Genomic DNA, 17,548 nt, shown 5'->3' with positions numbered 1-17,548 from the left:
CATGGCGACCATCGACGAACGGCTGCTGAACGTGGACCGCCACGGCGCGCTCGCCGTCCCCGCGACCCTCTGGCTCGTGATGGGATGGCTCGCGCGCTACTGGTTCGTGGTGGTGTTCATCCTCGTCTCCTCCCGCCGCGCGCCGGAGACGGTGCGCGTGCTGGGCGGCGACTTCTCCTGGTACATGCTCGCGCTGGAACTCCCCGCGATCCTCATGATCATGACGGCGGGCCACCGAAGCCCCACGGCCAGCCGGCTCTGGCGCGTGCTCTGGGCGCGCGGCCGCGCAATCCTCATCGCGACCGCCGCGATCCACATCGCCGCGACCGCGGCGGCGCTCGCGGCCAGCAGCGTGTGGCGGCGCTGGCCCGAACTCTTCCTCGCGAGCTGTTCGGTGCTGGACATCGCCGTCATCTACGCGCTTGCGACCGACGGATTCTTCCGCCAGCTCTTTTCCGATTTTCCCGCGCCGCCTTCCTCCTAGGGGAGCCTTCGACATGATCCGGATCTTCATCGGCTACGACGCGCGCGAGACCGCCGCGTGGCACGTTCTCACCCACAGCATCCTCGCGCGGTCCTCGCAGCCGGTCGCCTTCACGCCGCTCGCGCTTAACAACCTGAAGGATGTGTTCACGCGCGAACGCAGTCCGCTGCAGTCCACCGACTTCGCGTTCAGCCGCTTTCTCACGCCCTGGCTGAGCGGCTACCAAGGCTGGTCGATCTTCATGGACAACGACATGCTGGTGCGCGACGACATCGCGAAGCTCTGGGCGCTGCGCGACGACCGCTACGCCGTCATGTGCGTGAAGCACGATCACCAGCCGAAGGAGACCGTGAAGTTCCTCGACTACAAGCAGACCGCCTACGAAAAGAAGAACTGGTCCAGCGTCATGCTGTTCAACAACGCGCGCTGCAAGGCGCTCACGCCCGAATACGTCAACACCGCGAGCGGCCTCGAGCTGCACCAGTTCAAATGGCTCGGCGACGACGGCCTGATCGGCGAGCTGCCGCGGCGCTGGAACCACTTGGTCGGCCACGACGAGGCGGACGCCCTCGCCGGCAACGTCCACTTCACGGTGGGCGGGCCGTACTTCGCCGAGACGGCGGATTGCGACTACGGCGACGAGTGGCGCGCCGAGAAAGAAGCGATGTTGCGCGTGGACCAGCGCTCGAAATAAAGCCGCGGCTGTCCGCGCGCGGCGCTCTCAGTGCGTCGTCTTGTTCAGCAGGCGGATGTTGTTGATCAGAAGCGGCCGGTTGACCCCTTCGCGTTCGATCCGCTCCACGCCATGGAACGAACGCTCCGTCTTCGGAAACGCGACGAGGCGATTCGGCAGGAAGTCGATCGTCTTCACCCGCACGAAGTCGTCGAAGGGATGGTGCGGCCCGCCCCAGCACACGAAATTCGGGTCCTTGTGGCGGTAGAGGGACGTGCCGAGGTCGCGCATCGCATCGTCCGCGGGCAGATAGAAGAGGAAGCTCACGAGCCGGTGCGGCGCATCGGTGTGCGGGCCGATGGCGTAGCGCGTCTGGTCGTTCACGAGGAGGGCGTCGCCGCGAATCTGCAGCGCGTTGTCCACGGCGAGGATGTTGGCCAGGCGCGGCTCGAGCGCGTCGCCGAACTTCGCGACGAATGCGGCGGTGAACTGGTCGGTGTACATCCAGGCCGCGAAGTCGCGCCAGAACGCCTGCTGCGCGGGCGTCATGCGCGCGAACTCGTCGTCGGTGAAAAGCACCGTGAGCCGCTCTTCGTAGAGTCCCTGGCTCACGCGGCCGGTCTCGGAGATCGGACGCAGGCTCTCGTGCGTGGGGAAATGCTCCAGCATCTGCCGGTAGTAGTCGGACGGGAACACGTCGTCCACCACCAGATACGGAAACGGATCGTTCACGACCGGTGTCTTCGCCACGCGGTTCAGGAGGTGCGACAGCACGTGCCGCCCGCTCGCGCGGCGCGGCAGCGTGAAGCGGTAGGTCTGGTCGAAGTTGACGTCCGCGGGTGTCTTCGCATCGCGCGTGAAGATGAATTCGCCCACGCCTTCGAACGCACCGTCCTTGCGCAACGCGCCTTTGGCCTGGACTTCGTCGTAGCGAAAGCCGAGCGCGCGCAGCTGCTCGATCGCGCCCGCGTGTTCCTTCAGGTGCGTGTTGAGCTCCACGATGATGCTGCGCACCCGCGGATTCGCGAGCGTGCGCGCCGCGCCCTGCAGCACCTTGTGCTCGAAGCCGTCCACGTCGAGCTTGATGTATTCGGGCACGGGCAGCGCGCCGCTTTCGACGAGATGGTCGATGGTCATGCTCACGCTGCCTTGTTCGAAGGCGGCGGGCCGCGGCTTGAGGTCGAAGCCCACTTCGGCGCCGAACGAGTGGCACGAGCCGCCGGGCGTCAGGTCCGACAGGTACAGCTTGTCGAGCTTGAGTTGATCCGACAGCGCCACCGGAAAGGCGAGCACGCGCGACGAGAGCGCGTTCTCCGCGATGTTGGCGTTCAGGATCGCGTAGTTCTGCGCCTCCGGCTCGAACGCGTAGACCTTCGCTTCGCGCACCTTGGCCGCGAAGATGCTGTACATGCCCACGTTCGCGCCCACGTCGAGCAACACCGCGCCCTTGGGCATCGATTCGAGCCAGCGGATCGTGTCGGGCTCCTTTTGCGCAAGCGTGCGCACGCGCCACACGGTGATCTCGTTGGGCGTGTGGAAGATCATCTCCACGCCGCGGTATTGGATGCGCGCGGCCATCGAGGGCCGGTCTGCGGACGCGGGCGCCGCTGCTGTTTCGGCCGGTGCGGCCGGTGCGGCCGGTGCGGCGCGTGCGGCGGGCGGCGGCGAAACAGAGGCCGAGTCGTTCGCCGCGGGCAGCGTCGATGCCGATCCCGAGACCGCCGCGGCGGCGGCCGCGTCGCGCGGCTTCTCGTGCTTTCTCACCACATCGGAGTCGGGCGCCGCGAGCATTTCCATCACGCCCACCACGCCGGCGGGCGTTGCGACGTCGGAATCGTGCAGCTTCACGAGCACCGCGAAGCCCATGGGAACCCCCGCTCGCGCCACAACCTTGAAATGCCGCTGCAGGCGCGGCAGCCACCATTTCGGGCCCTGCTGGATCAGGTGCGCATTGCGTCCGTCGGACAGCGTCTTGCCCGCCGGCGTCGACTGGATGCTGAAGAAGCCCCAGGGGTCGCAGAGCGACGCGAGGTGGTCGATGACGTTGTCGATCAGGTCCGGCTCGATGTGCTCCAGCACGTCGATGCAGCACACGAGTTCCGCGGGAATCGGCTCCTCGGCGAATTCGGGCACGGCCGGGTCGTAGCCCTCGTACACGGCGCCCGGGGGGAGCTTCAGCGTCGTGCGCAGGCTCTGCTTGCTGCCGCACCCGTAATCGAGCACCGACGACACATCGAGCACGCGCACGAGCTCCGTCACGGCGCGGCCGTAGTAGGAGCCGGCGGTGCCGTAGTTGCCCTTGGAATGCAGTGCCGCCTGCTCGCGGCGGTAATCTTCGGAGATCAGTTCATTCATGGCATCGGCAGGCTGGGCGCCCGTTGCCTGGGGTGGGGAAGACGGGCATGATTTTCGCGGTGGACAGGACAGGATTGTCAGAAATCGACACGGCGCGCTTCGGCGTGCGGATCGCGCGATCCGCACCGGACAGCCTATCCGATCTGGCCGAGGCATGCCAGTACGGCCGCCGCGAAAAAATCCGCATGCTCGTGCTGCGCGTGGCCGCTTCCAACCAGGCGGTGCTCACCGCGGCCGAGGAAGCGGGTGCGCGGTTGATGGACACGGTGGTGACGTGGCGGGGCGCGGCGGTAGCCGGCCACGACTTGCAAGACGGCGTGCGCACCGGCTCGGCGGCCGACGCCGCTGCCGTCGACGCGCTGGCGCGCACGATCTTCGCGGGCTACGCGAACCACTACCGCAACGACCCTGCGCTGGCGCGGGCCGCGGTCGACGAGATCCATCCCTCCTGGGCGGTGCGCGCCTGCCGTGCGGCAAGCGACCGCAACGCCTTTTTGCTCGCGTGCGACGGCGTCGTGCCGGTCGGATTCGCCGCGCTCGACGTCGAACCCGAGGCTGGACTCGCCGACGTCGCGCTCTTTGGCATCGCACCCCATGCCGCGGGCCGCGGCCGCGGCCGGCAACTGCTGCGTCAGGCCGCTTCCTTCGCGGCCGACCGGGGCGCGCGCACGCTCACCTACACCACGCACTTGACGAACCTCCCGGCCCAAAGGATGCTCTGCGCGGCCGGCTTCGTGCCGCACGAGAGCCGCCACACCTTCCACCTCTGGTTCCCCGCGTGAAACCCGCCATCCCCTTCAACAAGCCCTTCATGACGGGGCGCGAGCTGTACAACATCGCGCAGGCCCACTTCTCGGGCCGGCTCGCGGGCGACGGCCAGTACACGCAACGCTGCCACGCCGAACTGCAACGGCTCACGGGCACGCGCAAGGCGCTCCTCACGCAATCCTGCACCGCCGCGCTTGAGATGAGCGCGATCCTCGCGGGCATCGCGCCGGGCGACGAAGTGATCATGCCGTCGTTCACCTTCGTCTCCACCGCCAACGCGTTCGTGCTGCGCGGCGGCGTCCCGGTCTTCGCGGACGTGCGGCCCGACACGCTCAACATCGACGAAACGAAGATCGAAGCGCTCCTCACGCCGCGCACGCGGGCCATCGTCGTCGTGCACTACGCGGGCGTGGTGTGCGAGATGCAGCCGATCCTCGACATCGCGGCGCGCCGGGGCCTCACGGTGATCGAGGATGCCGCGCAGGCGATCCTCTCCACCTGGCATGGGCAGCACGCCGGCACCTTCGGGCGCTTCGGCACGCTCTCGTTTCACGAAACGAAGAACGTGATCTCCGGCGAGGGCGGAGCGCTCCTCGTCAACACCGCCGAGGACGCCGAACGCGCGGAGATCGTGCGCGAGAAGGGCACCAACCGCGCCCAGTTCTTTCGCGGGCAGACCGACAAGTACACGTGGTGCGACATCGGCTCGTCGTTTCTTCCCGGCGAGTTGACCGCCGCATTCCTCGCCGCGCAGCTCGACGAAGCGCGAACCATCACGGATCGGCGGCTACAGCTGTGGGCGCGCTACCACGAGGCTTTCGCGGATCTCGAATCGCGCGGGCTCCTGCGCCGGCCCGTCGTGCCCGCGCATTGCGCGCACAACGCCCACATGTACTACGTGCTGCTGGAAGACCTCGCGGCGCGCACGCGCCTCATCGAGTGGCTGAAGGCCGACGGCATCCTCGCCGTCTTCCACTACGTGCCGCTCGACACGTCGCCCTTCGGACAGCGGTTCGAGCGCGCCGCAAGCGCCTGCCCGGTGACGGCGGACGCGTCGGACCGGCTGCTGCGGCTGCCGCTGTGGCTCGGGCTCGAAGCCGAGCAGCCGCGCGTGATCGAGCGCGTGCGCGCTTTCTTCGGCTGATGTCATCCGTCTTCCGGCTGCTGGCGCGCTTCTTCGGCGCGCGCTCCACCGTCTCGCGGCCCACGCGCGAGCGGATGCGCCGCTGGTGCGGCGAGGTGCAGCGTCTTTGCGCGCAAGGCTCGCTCGCGGCGGCGCAGAAAGCGCTGGATCGCTGCCCGCTCATCGAAGCGCCGCAGCAGGCATTGCAGGCGATCGAGCAGGCCGTGGTGCCGATCCTGCGCCTGTGCGAACGCCAGCGCGACGCCGAGACCGCGCTCGCCACCGAGCGCTGGGCCTACAACCTCGTGAAGCTGTACGAGCGCGCGTCGCATTACGACGCGTGCCTGCGCGCCATGGATGCGCCGCTGCATGCGCTGGGCATGCAGGCCGCGGCCGGCCGCGCGCAGGCTTCGCGCGCAAGTCGCCAACGGGTGCTGTTCTACGTGCACAGCCTTGGCGCCGAGATGGCGCACATGCAGCTGCTGGCCGAACTCATCGAGGCTCATGTGCAGTCCGAGCCGCAGTCCGCGAGCGACATCGGCATCATCGGCCGCGAAGGTCCGCAGGGCCGCTGCGCATCGATCAGGCGCATGGCGAGCCTGGGCGTGAGCATCCGCGAAGTCGGCTTGCGCGAGCCGCTGGCCGCGATGTTCGAAGCCGCGGACGACGAGATGAACCGCCAGCGCTTCGGCCAGCTGATCTTCGTTTCCATCCCCGTGGGCCTGAGCTACGCCTGCGCACGCCTGGGACCGGATCGCGTGGGATGGCTTTCGATGAAGTTCGAGATCGGGGCGATCGAGGCGCTGCGCTGGCGCTACTCGTTCAGCTGCGGACTCAGGCAAGAACGCGAAGCGGGCGGCAAGGCGTGGCTTGCGGCCGCGCCGCTCATGAACCGCCCCCCGCCGCTCGAGACTTCCACGGGCGGGCCGCCGCGCGCCGTCGCTTCGGCGCGGCGTTTGGGCACCGTGCTCTACACCGTAAATCGCGAAGAAAAGATTCGCGATCCGGCGTATCTCGATGCCGTGTGCGACGTGCTGCAGCGCTGCTCCGGCACGGCCTTCGTGTGGACCGGCCACAACGCGCTGCCCGCGATCACCAACGTCTTCGAGCGCCGAGGCCTTGCCGACAGACAGTTCTTCGCGGGCTGGGTCAGTCCCGACGACCTGCTCGGCGCGTGCGACATCTTCCTCGACACGCCCCATCTCTCCGGCACGGTGGCGGCGCGCGCGATGCTGCTCGGCAAGCCCGTCGTGACGTGGGCGGGTTCGCAGGCCTGGATCAACTTCTTCGCGGAAGCGATCGAGCGCGATGCCACGCGCAGCACGTATCCCGAGATCGCGCAAGGGCTGCGCTCACTGCGGGGAAGGGGCATCACGCTCGCGTGCGCGGACGTCAAGGCCTTCGGCGCTCAGGCGGCGCGCCTGGTGAACGATCCTGCGCTGCGTTCGGAGTACGGGGCGCTGCTGCAGCGCATTGCCGAGCGCTACTTCCTGGACTCCGCGCGCGCGGCACGCGACCACTTCGCGAATTTCAAAGGCCTGCCGCTGCCGCCGTGACCCCGTCGATGCTTTCCACCCACTGGCCGAGCGCGATCCAGGCCCAGTAGCTGTTCATGTTGTCGCGGGCGGCCTGGCGCAGGACTGCGAATGCTTCGCCACGTTCCTCGAGCGGTGCCCATGCGGCCAACGCCTCGTCGGCGCGTTCGGCGAGCCGGGAGAATGCCGCGGCCTGCGTCCTGAAGAAGGATGCCGGCATGCCGAAGCCCTGCTTGGCCGGGCGGACCAGATGATCCGGCAGATACCGCGCGAGCACCTTGCGCAGCGCAAGCTTCTGCAGCCCGCCGCCCGTGGCGAGCGGCCGCGGCAGGAATGCCGAGAGTTCCAGCATGCCCGGGCTGAAGAAGGGCGTGCGCACTTCGAGCGAATGGCGCATCGCCATGCGGTCGACCTTCGCGAGCACGCTGCCGGGCAGGTAGCTGTGGAAGTCCACGAGTCGCAGCGTCTCCACCGCATCGAGCTCCTTGCGTGCGAAGGCACCCACGAAGCGCGAGCCGATCCGCGCATCGAAGCGTTGCGCAAAGTCCGGAAAGGCGTGGGCCAGGCTCGGCCAGCTGAACATCGGCAAGCCGCCCTGGAAGTAGCTGCGGGCACATTGCAATTCCTCTCCGACCCGCCGGTCCCACGCGTAGCGGCCCAGGTAGCGCGTGTAGCCGCCGAACAGTTCGTCGCCGCCGTCGCCCGAGATCGCCACGGTCACGTGCCTGCGCACGAGCCCCGAGAGGAAATAGGTGGGCACGCAACTGCGGTCGCCGTTCGGCTCGTCGAGCCGCGCGCCGAACGCCGACGCAGCGCCCAGCAAGTCCTCTTCGGACACGATGTACTGCTCGAAGGGCAAGCCGAGGTGGCGCGCGATCTCGCGCGCGGTGTCGGTTTCGTTGTCTTCGTCGCTGCCCGCGAAGCCCGCGCCGAACGAGCGGATGTCGCTGCCGAGGTCCTTCGCGGCGATCGAGCAGACGAGGCTCGAATCGACCCCGCTCGAGAGAAACGCGCCCACCGGCACGTCGGCCAGCATGCGCGTGCGCACGGCCTGCTTCAGTTCCGCGTGGAGCCCCTCCAGGTAGCGCGCTTCGTTGAACGGCTCACCCGGCCCGGCCAGATCGAATGCGAAGTAGCTGCGCTCGCTGAAACGGCCATCCGCCGCGAAGTGCTGCCAGGTGCCGGGCTGCAACTGCGTGATGCCCGAAAAGATCGTGCGCGGCGCATGCACATAGCGCAGGCTGAAGTAATCGGCAAGCGCGTCGTCCGAGACGTCGCGCGAGAGGCCGGGCAGCGCGAGCAGCGGCTTCAGTTCGGAGCAGAACGCGATAACGTCGCCGCTTCTGGCCACATAGAGCGGCTTCTCGCCCGTGCGGTCGCGCGCGAGCACGAGCTCGCCGCTTTCGCGGTCGTACATCGCGAGCGCGAACATGCCGTCGAATCGTTCGAAGCAGGCGTGGCCCCAGCGCGCCCACGCCTGCAGCAGCACTTCGGTGTCCGATGTCGTATGAAAGACGACGCCTTCGGCTTCGAGCTCGGCCCGCAGCTCGAGGTAGTTGTACAGCTCGCCGTTGTACGCGACGACGTAGCGACCCGCCGGGTCGTGCATCGGCTGGTGGCTGCGCGCATCGAGGTCGATGATGGAAAGCCGCAGGTGCCCAAGCGTGAGGCGTCCTTCGGGCGAAGTCCAGTGGCCCTCCGCGTCGGGTCCGCGATGCCGCATGCGGCGGCACATCTCGCGCACGACTTCGGCTTTCGCGCCGGCCGGCCAGCGCGCGAACCGGTCGAGGATGCCCGCTATGCCGCACATGCTTCGCGACTCCGCGCGGCCGCGTACGCGAGCCACGCATCAAGCGATGTCTTGCGTCCACCCTTCAGATGGACGACGGCGCGCGCATCGAGTTCGCGCGGATCGAGCTTTTCGCCGTATTCGTACGAGTAGTTGAAACTCTCCGTCGGCAACGCCTTCAGCACGGCGCCGCTCAAGTCGAGTTCGCGAAACGCGCTGTAGGGATAGCCGCCGCGCGTGACGGCGTTCAGGCTCAGCTGGCCGCCGCGCCAGCGGCGCACGTCGCCGTAGAACGCCTGCACGCGCTCGTCGTCCACCAGCTGATCGTAGGTGGCGAGGTAGCGGCGAAAGAAGGCTCGCACGGCATCGGGCCGCGCAATCTTGGCCGCCATCACGCCTTCGTTCACCGGCATCATCCACAGCCGGTTGCGATAGGTGACGGCGATGTCGAATTCGCCGCAGAGCCACGGCGCTGTGGGCCCGTTCAGGAAAGCATCGCTGTCCAGGAACAGCGTGTCGGCGGTGAATGACGGCGAGTGCACGTAGGCGCACATCGCGCGAACGCGCTCGTACATCGTGCGGCCCGGCAGGGCGTCGAGTTCGACCACCTGCACGCGCTCCGCGGCGAGCGTGGTGAACGGCGATCCTGGATTCGTGACGAGCCACACGTTCGCGTGCGCGTGCCAGCGTCGCACGCTGTCGAGGAAGGCGCGCAGTACGGCGTGGTAGTCGAAGACCGACGTATCGATCGAGATGTCGCGGTACTTCGCGGTGACGCCGCCCACGTCCACGTGATAGACGAACACGTGCAGGTCCGAAGGTGCCGCAGGCGGAAGGAAGCGTGCGGCACTCGCCTCCACGATCTGGCGCGTGGCCGGCTGCAGTTCGTACCGCATCCGCGAGAAGCAGTGGTCCAGGAGCGCGCGCAGTTCGGCTTCCTTCTGCAAGTCTCCCGGTGGGGGACGGAACTGCCAGTCCGCGGACTGCGACAGCGCCTGTTCGCCTCGCGCTGCGGCAGGATCGGGTATCTGCGGTTGCTGGGCTGGAGGTGCGGCAGACGGCGCGATCGGCCGTGGCGTTCTCGGCTTGGCGACCGGAGCGACCCCCGATCGCCCCCGCTTGGTGAAGGCGAGCTTCAGCAGCCTGAAGAGCATGGGAAGAACCGCCGAGACCGTGAGGGCCGGCCGGGATGCCTCAATGCTCGCCCGACGCGGGCGCCGCGGGTGCCGACGCCTTGCGCGAAAGGTGGACGACGACGGCTTCGGTCGCGAAGTCCACGAACTCGGTGCTGTATCCGAGCTCGGTCAGCTCCCATTTGAACGCGTTGCCCAGGCGCGCCCGGCCGAACCATCCGAGCTTGTGCTGGTCGCGGAATTCGACGGCGGCCGAACACGTGTCTTCCATGATCCGCGTGAGGCGGTTCACGGAGGGCCGCTTGCCGGCCTGTTTATCCAGTTCGGGCGGATAGCGCTTGGCCACGCGGCCCGCGAGTTCGCGCGCGAATGCCTGGACGTCGGTCTTGCTGGAAAAGAGGCCCATGGTGAGCGGGAGTATGGCAGTAAAACGAAGGGGCTCCGCAGAGCCCCCTCGGAATCATCGGATGGAAGCGATCAGCCGCGGCAGGAAGCCGGGGCGAACTTGGCGATGGACGTGTTGCAGGTCCACACCGCCGTCTGGCCCGTCCAGCTCGGGGTGAGCGAGATCGTGAAGGCATTGGTACCCAGGGCAGCCTTCGCGCTCACTTCGATCTTGCCGCTCGTGGACACGCTGCCCGCGTCGACATACTGCGACGAGTTGATCACGACACCCGTGATGCTCGAGCAGCTGTTGTTCTGCTGGCATTGCTCGGTGACGGAGGTGCGGGCCGAGGAAGCGGCCAGCATCATTTCCGACACGCGCGCGCGGATGGTGTAGTCCTGATAAGCCGGCAGAGCGACGGCCGCCAGGATACCGATGATCGCCACCACGATCATCAGTTCGATGAGGGTAAAGCCCCTCTGAAGCTTCTTCATGCACTCTCCTCCTGGGATACGGCCGATCGCCGCCGGGCCGAATCGCAAGTTCCGTACCACGCGAAAAAGGGGCGCTGCGCGCCCCCGGACAGACAATTCTTGACAGCCCCGCCGGCACAATTTGTCAAGTCGACCGGCGGGCGGCGCAAATTGCGCTTAACCGCGGCAGGAAGCCGGGGCGAACTTGGCGATGGACGAGTTGCAGGTCCACACCGCCGTCTGTCCCGTCCAGCTCGGGGTGAGCGAGATCGTGAAGGCGTTGGTGCCCAGGGCGGCCTTCGCGCTCACCTCGATCTTGCCGTTGGTGGACACGCTTCCCGCGTCCACGTATTGCGACGAGTTGATCACGACGCCCGAGATGCTCGAACAACTGTTGTTGTTCTGGCACTGCTCGGTGACGGCGGTGCGAGCCGAGGAGGCGGCCAGCATCATTTCCGACACGCGTGCGCGGATGGTGTAGTCCTGGTACGCAGGCAGCGCGACGGCCGCCAGGATACCGATGATCGCCACCCCGATCATCAGTTCGATGAGGGTAAAACCCTGCTGCAGCTTTCTCATGCTCTCTCACCTCTCGATTGGGAACGGCCTTATGGCCGCAACCCCCAAGGGGCAAATTCCGTACCACCCGTAAAAAGCGTGCTTATTTCACGACTGGAAGGTTCCATGAGCAGGAACCGGCAGGAAACCGGACCGATCCTGTCAACCGGCCCGGGCCTGCGGCCCATCCGTGTCAACCGCGGCAGGAGGCCGGGGCGAACTTGGCGATGGACGTGTTGCACGTCCACACCGCCGTCTGGCCCGTCCAGCTCGGGGTGAGCGAGATCGTGAAGGCGTTGGTGCCCAGGGCGGCCTTCGCACTCACTTCGATCTGTCCGTTGGTGGACACACTGCCCGCGTCGACATACTGCGACGAGTTGATCACGATACCCGTGATGCTCGAGCAGCTGTTGTTCTGCTGGCATTGCTCGGTGACGGAGGTGCGAGCCGAGGAAGCGGCCAGCATCATTTCCGACACGCGAGCGCGGATGGTGTAGTCCTGGTAAGCCGGCAGCGCGACGGCCGCCAGGATACCGATGATCGCCACCACGATCATCAGTTCGATAAGGGTGAAGCCCCTCTGAAGTTGTTTCATTTCGTGTGCTCCTGATGTGGACACGGCCTCGATGGCCGCAGGTCCATACGCCGCAAATTCCGTACCACGCAGCGCACCGACGAGCGGATCGACGAGCGGATCGATTTGTGCGAAAGCTTCGGTCAGCGCCTTGTCAGTGGCGTTCACCGAGCCAGGCGGCAAGCTCGCGCGCGGCACGTGCGACCGGTTCGCTCCAGTCGCCGTGCACGCGTTGCCGCAGCACGGTGACGTCCGCATACCAAGGCATCCGCTCGAATCGAAGTCCGTAGCGCCATTCGGGGATGTCGGGGGCGATGACCCAGACCTTGCGTCCGATCGCGCCCGCGTAGTGAACGGTCGTATTGCACACGGTGACCACGGCATCGAGTGCCGTGATGAGCGCGGCGAATTCGTCGAGGTCCTTGATCGCCTCGGGCCAGTGATGGATTTCCATGCCGGCCGCGCGCGCCGTCTCGAGATCGGCCGCGACGTCGCCGTACTGCAGGTTGATCCACGTCGCGGGGATGTCCTGCACGAGCGGGTAGAGCGTATCGGGCGCGAAGCTGCGCAGCACCTTGCGCGTGAGCTCCACGCCGCCTCGCCACGACAGGCCGATGTACGGTGCCGGCCCGCGCTTCGCGAGTTCGGATTTCCAGTAGTCCACACGCGCGGGATCGGCTTTCAGAAACGGAAGCTGCGGGAACGCCTCGCGGCTGCGGCGAAAGCGCGCGGGCAGGTCCGCGAGCGGCACGTAGCAGTCGGCGCCCCAGGCGTCCTTCACCCATTCGAGATTGCGGTTCTGGTTGCTTGGAATGACATGGCACTGCGCAAACGAGCGCGCGAGCGTGGGCGCGACGCGCGTGATCGCCTCGACGTGCACCTTCTTCGGATTCAGCGCGAGCAGGTCGGGCAGGCACGAGGCGAACATCACCTGGTCGCCGAGGCCTTGCTCCGCGAGCACGACGATCGTGCGGCCTTCGAGCGGCTCGCCTTCCCACATCGGAAACGGCAGCACGCGGAAGAACTTGGTGTGCGCGAGTCCCCGGTACAGGTAGTCGTCCCATCCTTCGGCGTAGCGTTCGTGCAGCAGGCGCAATTGCGCGCGCTGGATGCGCAGGCCCGGCTCGTTGGGGTTGAATGCGAGCAGCTCGTTCAGGATCGCTTCCGACTCCTCGAAGCGTCCCTTGTACGCGAGCGCGAGCGAGTAGCCGCCGAGCGCCGGGTTGCCCTTCATCGGCTTCAGCGCGAAGAGTTCGTCGTAGGTCGCGAGCCCCTCGTCGTAGCGGCACGCCATCACCTGCGACGCCGCGAGCTGCGCGATGAGCCGCGGCCTGCGCGTCGGCGCGAGGTCCACCGCGCGCTGCGCCTCTTCGCTCGCCTCCGCGTAGCGCATGCTCAGGTGCAGCATCTCTCCGAGCGCGCCGTGCGCATCCCAGTCGTCGGGAGCGAGTCGAACCGCCTTGCGCAGGCACGGCTCGGCGGGCTTGAAATCGGTGACCGACGTGTACGTTCGTCCCAATGCGACGAGGGCGAGCGGCTCGTCGGGATGCTGCTTCAGGAACGCGAGCAGCGAGTCGATGCCGCCTTGCACGTCACCTTGCGCCGTGTAGAGTTTCGCGAGCTCCACCGCGAGGCGCGGGTCGTCGGCGTGGCGGCCCGCGAGGTCTTCGGCGGCGTTCATCGCCTCGTCGAAGCGTTCCTGCCGATGCAAGCCGATGATGTCGTGCCAGGCGGCGTCCCACTCGGGCTTTTCCTGCATCCGCTCGGCCCAGGCCGGCTTCTCGGCCTCGCGCTGGTCCACCGCGGGATTGACTGCCGCGAGCTCTTCCGGGGCGCGTGGCGATTCGATCGCGTGCGCCGCGGCCGGAGCCTGCGCCTGCTGCTCCTCGAGCAGCACGAGGTTCTCGCGCGCATTGCGGAATTGCGGGTCCAGCGCCACCGCCTTGTTGAAGCATTGGCGCGCGTACGCGACGTTCCCCTTGGCGGCCTGCACGATGCCCATGTTGTTCCAGCAGGTCTTGTCTTCCGGAAGGGCCCTGAGCGCCGAGCGCAGCAAGCCTTCGGCCACCGGATAGTTGCCGAGATTCACATGGCACAGTCCCAGCTGCGCGAGGAAACGCCCCTCCTGGGGATTCGCGCTGCAGGCGAACTGCGCGTGGCGCAGAGCCGATTCGCCCTCGTTCTTTTCGAAGAGAAGCAGCGACAGCCCGTAGTGCGCATCGGGCTGGCTCGGGTCTTCCTGCAGCACGGCGCGAAAGCGCCGTTCGGCCTCGGCGTCGCGGCCCTGGCGAAACGCGATCTCCGCTTCCAGGCACATCTGCACGCGCTCGCGCGCCGGTGTGTCCGGGTGCAGGTGGCTCACCGCCGCGGCCGCGTCGTCGAGGCGGCCGCGCACGATGAGCGCGCGCACCTCGTCGGGCGTGGAGACGGAGCGCGAGCGCCCGATCGCGTTGCGAAGGATGTTGCGAAGCACGCTACTTGATGCAGACGGACCGCACCTGCTTCAGGTCGGTGATGCCCATCATGATCTTCTCCATGCCGTCCATCTTCAGGGTGCGCATGCCGCTCGCGACCGCTTCGACGAAGATGTCGGCCACGCGCGCGCGCTCCTGGATCAGCTTCTTCACTTCGTCGGTGGCCACGAGCAGCTCGTGCAGGCCGAGCCGGCCCTTGTAGCCGGTCTTGTTGCACTTGTCGCAGCCCACGGCCCGATAGAACTTCAGGCGGCCGCCTTCGCCGTAGTTGTTCACCCAGGTTTCGTAGAGCTTCTTCGCCTCGCCCGCGTAGTCGGCCTTCCAGGCGGTGGTGTGCCGCAGGTCTTCGACGTACTCCGCGATGAAGGTCTTGATCTCCTCCTGCTCGGGGAAATAGCTCTCCTTGCATTCGCACAGGCGCTTCGCAAGCCGCTGCGCGAGGATGCCGAGGAGGGCGTCCGCGAAGTTGAACGGGTCCATGCCCATGTCCAGCAGGCGGATGATGGATTCCGGCGCCGAGTTCGTGTGCAGCGTGGAGAACACGAGGTGGCCCGTGAGCGAGGCTTCGATGCCCATCGACACCGTTTCCTTGTCGCGCGACTCGCCCACCATGATGATGTCCGGGTCGGCGCGCAGGAAGGCGCGCATGACGAGCGCGAAGTCGATGCCCGCCTTCTTGTTGATCTGCACCTGGCGCAGGCCCTTCTGCGTGATTTCCACGGGGTCCTCGGCGGTCCAGATCTTCGTGTCGGGAGTGTTCAGGAACTTCAGGATCGAGTGCAGCGTCGTCGTCTTGCCGGAGCCCGTCGGGCCGCAGACGTAGAAGAGCCCGTAGGGCTTGCTCACGGTCTTCTCGAGGGCTTCCTTGTTGTGCGGCGTGAGGCCGAGCTTTTCCATCGGGATCGGCTCGCCCGCCGCGAGGATACGCATCACGACGTCCTCCACGCCGCCCGCCGAGGGAATCGTCGCCACGCGCAACTCGATGTCGAGCGGGCCCCACTTCTTGAACTTGATCTTGCCGTCCTGGGGCTTTCTCTTCTCGGAGATATCGAGGTCGCACATGATCTTCAGCCGCGTGGTGAGCGCCTGCCGGAAATGCGAGGGCACCTCGATGAAGTTCTGCAGCGACCCGTCGATGCGCAGGCGGATGCCGGTCTTCAGCTTGCCGGGCATCGGCTCGATGTGGATGTCCGAGGCGCGCATGTTGTACGCGTCCACGATCACCTTGTTCACGAACTTCACGAGTTCGTTGTCGGCCGCCGCCGAAGCGGCGTCGCCGCCCTCGTCGGAGCCTTCGTCGTCCACCGGCGCGTTGAGGTCCGCGAGCAGTTCGTCGATCGAGGCGCCGCCGTCGGCTTCGGTCGCGCCGTAGAGCTGCGCGATGGTCTCCTCGAACTCGGTCGCGGTCGTCACGCGGTAGCTGAACTTGTTGTAGCGCTGAAAGACCTGCGGGACCATCTTGGAGCCGCGCACGGCCTCCGGGTCCATGCACATGATGATGAGGCCGTCCGGGGACTCTTCCAGCGGCACCCAGCCTTGCTCCATCAGGAACTCGCGCTTCAGGTTGCCGTGCAGCGATTCGATCTTGATGCGGGTGCCGCTGAACGGCTCGTAGGGCACGCCGAAGAACTTCGCGAGCGACGGGCCGATCTGCGCCGGGCGGATGTGGTAGTCCGCCATCAGGATGTGCTCCACCGGCTTCACTTCCTCGCGCGCCTTCCGGATCGCCTCGGAGAGCTCGTCGGCCGTGATCACGCCTTCCTTCAGGAGGCCGTCGTACTTGGTGGACTTGCGGCGGTTTTGCTCCTCCGCCTTCTGCATGCGCTGGCGGATGGCGGTGGCAAGCGTCGCGCAGAGCTGGTTCGCGCCTTCGATCTCGAGGTCGCCGAAGGGCTGGTCGCTCTTGTTGTTGATCACCTGCACCACGCCGTGCAGGACGTCGCCGTCCAGGATCGGCATGAGCAGCATCTGCTTCGTGCGGTAGCCCGAGCGGCGATCCACCTCCTTGGCGGTGGCGAAGGACAGCCGCGGGTCGATGCGCTTCAGCGCGTCTTCGTCGTAGGCGTCCGAGATGTTGAGCATCTGCTTGGACATCGCGCAGAAGCCCGCGAGGCTTTGCGGGCTGATCGGCAGCTTCAGGTCCTTGTTGGTGTTCAGACCCGTCTTGATCTTCGAGACGATCGCGTTGCGTTCCTCGTTGATCGCGTAGAGCGTGAGCCGGTCGGCGTTGAACAGCTTGCAGATGTCCTGGCTCGCCTCGAGCATGATCTGGTCGATGTTCTCGGTGGCGTGAATCTTGGTGGTGACGGTCTGCAGCTGCTTGTAGAAAAGCGCCTCGAACGTGACGCCCCGCTTCTCCGGCGGGAGCATCTGGGACTCGAAGAACGCCTGCGAATCGCGTTCCAGGTGGGGCTTGAGCACTGCGTTCATAGGTCAAACTCCTGGCCAGCCCGCAGCCACCGGATGTCGTGAACGACGTTCGGACCGAACGGCTGCGTCTGGTCGAACTTCTGGATCTCGGTCATGATCAGCTCGGTCTCGGCCGGCTTGGTGTGCGTGATGAAGATCGGAAAGCGCTTGGACTTGTCGATGTGATCGAGCTCCTCCGCGAGCGCGCTCGGCGACAGGTGCAGGCTGCGCTTGGCAAGCGCCTTCTCGCGGTTGGAAAACGCCGTCTCGATGATGAGCGCGGCCACTTCCATCTGGTTGATGCGGCGCCAGAACGCGGGGTTGCGCTCGGTGTCTCCGGTGAACACCCAGCAGCCCTTGCCCGCCGTGATCGCGTAGCCGCAGGCCGGCACCGTGTGGACCGCGGGGAGCACCTCGATGTACTTTCCGTTGATCTCGAGCGTCTGGCCGACGTGAAGCTCGTGGAAGCTGATGAAGGGCTGCTCGGGCGTCGGAATGCGGCTGAAGTCCGGCCAGATCACGTTGTTCAGAACGTGGCTCTTGATCGCCGCGATCGTGCCCGGCAGCGCATGCACCTGGATCGGCTCGGCGAGCGAGGAGGCGATCGCATCCGTCATGAGCGGCAGCGCGGCGATGTGATCCAGGTGCGAGTGCGTGAGCATCACGTGCTTCACGGCCTTCATCTCGTCCAGGGTCAGGTCGCCCACGCCCGTGCCGGCGTCGACCAGCACGTCGTTGTCGATCAGGAAGGACGTGGTCCGGCAGTCCTTCGAGATCGCGCCGGAGCAGCCCAGAACCCTGACCTTCATTGGTAG

Annotated in this window: 15 protein-coding genes; 5 read left to right on the top strand and 10 right to left on the bottom strand. The window is 66.8% G+C overall.

Annotated elements, in window-relative coordinates; genetic code table 11:
* Position 1 precedes the first annotated feature (1 nt).
* Together VHA82_RS24845 and VHA82_RS24840 are read left to right on the top strand one after the other, a co-directional pair.
* Positions 2-484, top strand: a complete 483-nt coding sequence (locus tag VHA82_RS24845; protein WP_325548352.1) for a DUF2919 family protein — start codon at positions 2-4, stop codon at positions 482-484.
* 13 nt (positions 485-497) lie between these two features.
* Positions 498-1,178, top strand: a complete 681-nt coding sequence (locus tag VHA82_RS24840; protein WP_325548350.1) for a glycosyltransferase — start codon at positions 498-500, stop codon at positions 1,176-1,178.
* Positions 1,179-1,205: 27 nt separating this feature from the next.
* On the opposite strand, the gene VHA82_RS24835 is transcribed toward VHA82_RS24840, so the two are convergent.
* Positions 1,206-3,512: an FkbM family methyltransferase gene (locus VHA82_RS24835; RefSeq protein ID WP_325548348.1), complete on the bottom strand. Its 2,307-nt coding sequence runs from the start codon at positions 3,510-3,512 to the stop codon at positions 1,206-1,208.
* A 74-nt stretch (positions 3,513-3,586) separates the two neighbouring features.
* Between VHA82_RS24835 and VHA82_RS24830 the strand changes: the two genes are divergently transcribed.
* From VHA82_RS24830 to VHA82_RS24820, 3 genes are read left to right on the top strand one after another with little or no spacing between them, the layout of a single operon-like run.
* A complete protein-coding gene (locus VHA82_RS24830; RefSeq protein WP_325548346.1) occupies positions 3,587-4,294 on the top strand; it encodes a GNAT family N-acetyltransferase in 708 nt (235 codons plus the stop codon).
* Complete coding sequence (gene rffA, locus VHA82_RS24825; protein ID WP_325548344.1) at positions 4,291-5,424, top strand: dTDP-4-amino-4,6-dideoxygalactose transaminase; 1,134 nt, start codon at positions 4,291-4,293, stop codon at positions 5,422-5,424. Before VHA82_RS24830 ends, rffA begins: the two co-directional genes overlap by 4 nt.
* Positions 5,424-6,959 (top strand): hypothetical protein, encoded by a 1,536-nt coding sequence (locus tag VHA82_RS24820; RefSeq protein WP_325548342.1) that lies wholly within the window; start codon positions 5,424-5,426, stop codon positions 6,957-6,959. The genes rffA and VHA82_RS24820 overlap by 1 nt, the downstream gene beginning before the upstream one ends.
* On the opposite strand, the gene asnB is transcribed toward VHA82_RS24820, so the two are convergent.
* From asnB to VHA82_RS24775, 9 genes are all read right to left on the bottom strand, one after another.
* Positions 6,934-8,748, bottom strand: coding sequence for an asparagine synthase (glutamine-hydrolyzing) (gene asnB / locus VHA82_RS24815; protein WP_325548340.1), 1,815 nt, complete (start codon positions 8,746-8,748; stop codon positions 6,934-6,936). The genes VHA82_RS24820 and asnB overlap by 26 nt on opposite strands.
* A complete protein-coding gene (locus VHA82_RS24810; protein ID WP_325548338.1) occupies positions 8,736-9,881 on the bottom strand; it encodes a hypothetical protein in 1,146 nt (381 codons plus the stop codon). The genes asnB and VHA82_RS24810 overlap by 13 nt, the downstream gene beginning before the upstream one ends.
* Before the next feature lie 40 nt (positions 9,882-9,921).
* Positions 9,922-10,266, bottom strand: a complete 345-nt coding sequence (locus tag VHA82_RS24805; protein WP_325548336.1) for a hypothetical protein — start codon at positions 10,264-10,266, stop codon at positions 9,922-9,924.
* A 71-nt stretch (positions 10,267-10,337) separates the two neighbouring features.
* On the bottom strand, positions 10,338-10,739 hold the full coding sequence (locus tag VHA82_RS24800; RefSeq protein WP_325548334.1) for a pilin: 402 nt from the start codon (positions 10,737-10,739) through the stop codon (positions 10,338-10,340).
* A gap of 156 nt (positions 10,740-10,895) precedes the next feature.
* Complete coding sequence (locus VHA82_RS24795) at positions 10,896-11,297, bottom strand: pilin (protein ID WP_325548332.1); 402 nt, start codon at positions 11,295-11,297, stop codon at positions 10,896-10,898.
* 172 nt (positions 11,298-11,469) lie between these two features.
* Complete coding sequence (locus tag VHA82_RS24790) at positions 11,470-12,018, bottom strand: pilin (RefSeq protein WP_325548330.1); 549 nt, start codon at positions 12,016-12,018, stop codon at positions 11,470-11,472.
* On the bottom strand, positions 12,005-14,323 hold the full coding sequence (locus VHA82_RS24785) for a tetratricopeptide repeat protein (protein WP_325548327.1): 2,319 nt from the start codon (positions 14,321-14,323) through the stop codon (positions 12,005-12,007). Before VHA82_RS24785 ends, VHA82_RS24790 begins: the two co-directional genes overlap by 14 nt.
* 1 nt (position 14,324) lies before the next feature.
* Positions 14,325-16,754 carry a GspE/PulE family protein gene (locus VHA82_RS24780; RefSeq protein ID WP_325548325.1) on the bottom strand — a complete coding sequence of 810 codons (2,430 nt, stop codon included), beginning with the start codon at positions 16,752-16,754 and terminating at the stop codon, positions 14,325-14,327.
* On the bottom strand, positions 16,751-17,542 hold the full coding sequence (locus VHA82_RS24775; RefSeq protein WP_325548322.1) for a 3',5'-cyclic-nucleotide phosphodiesterase: 792 nt from the start codon (positions 17,540-17,542) through the stop codon (positions 16,751-16,753). The genes VHA82_RS24780 and VHA82_RS24775 overlap by 4 nt, the downstream gene beginning before the upstream one ends.
* Between the last annotated feature and the right edge of the window lie 6 nt (positions 17,543-17,548).

It is taken from the genome of Ramlibacter sp., assembly GCF_035548915.1.
Classification (GTDB): Bacteria; Pseudomonadota; Gammaproteobacteria; order Burkholderiales; family Burkholderiaceae_C; genus Ramlibacter.
Note: the sequence above shows the minus strand (reverse complement) of the source record. Positions and strands in the feature narration are given on the sequence as shown.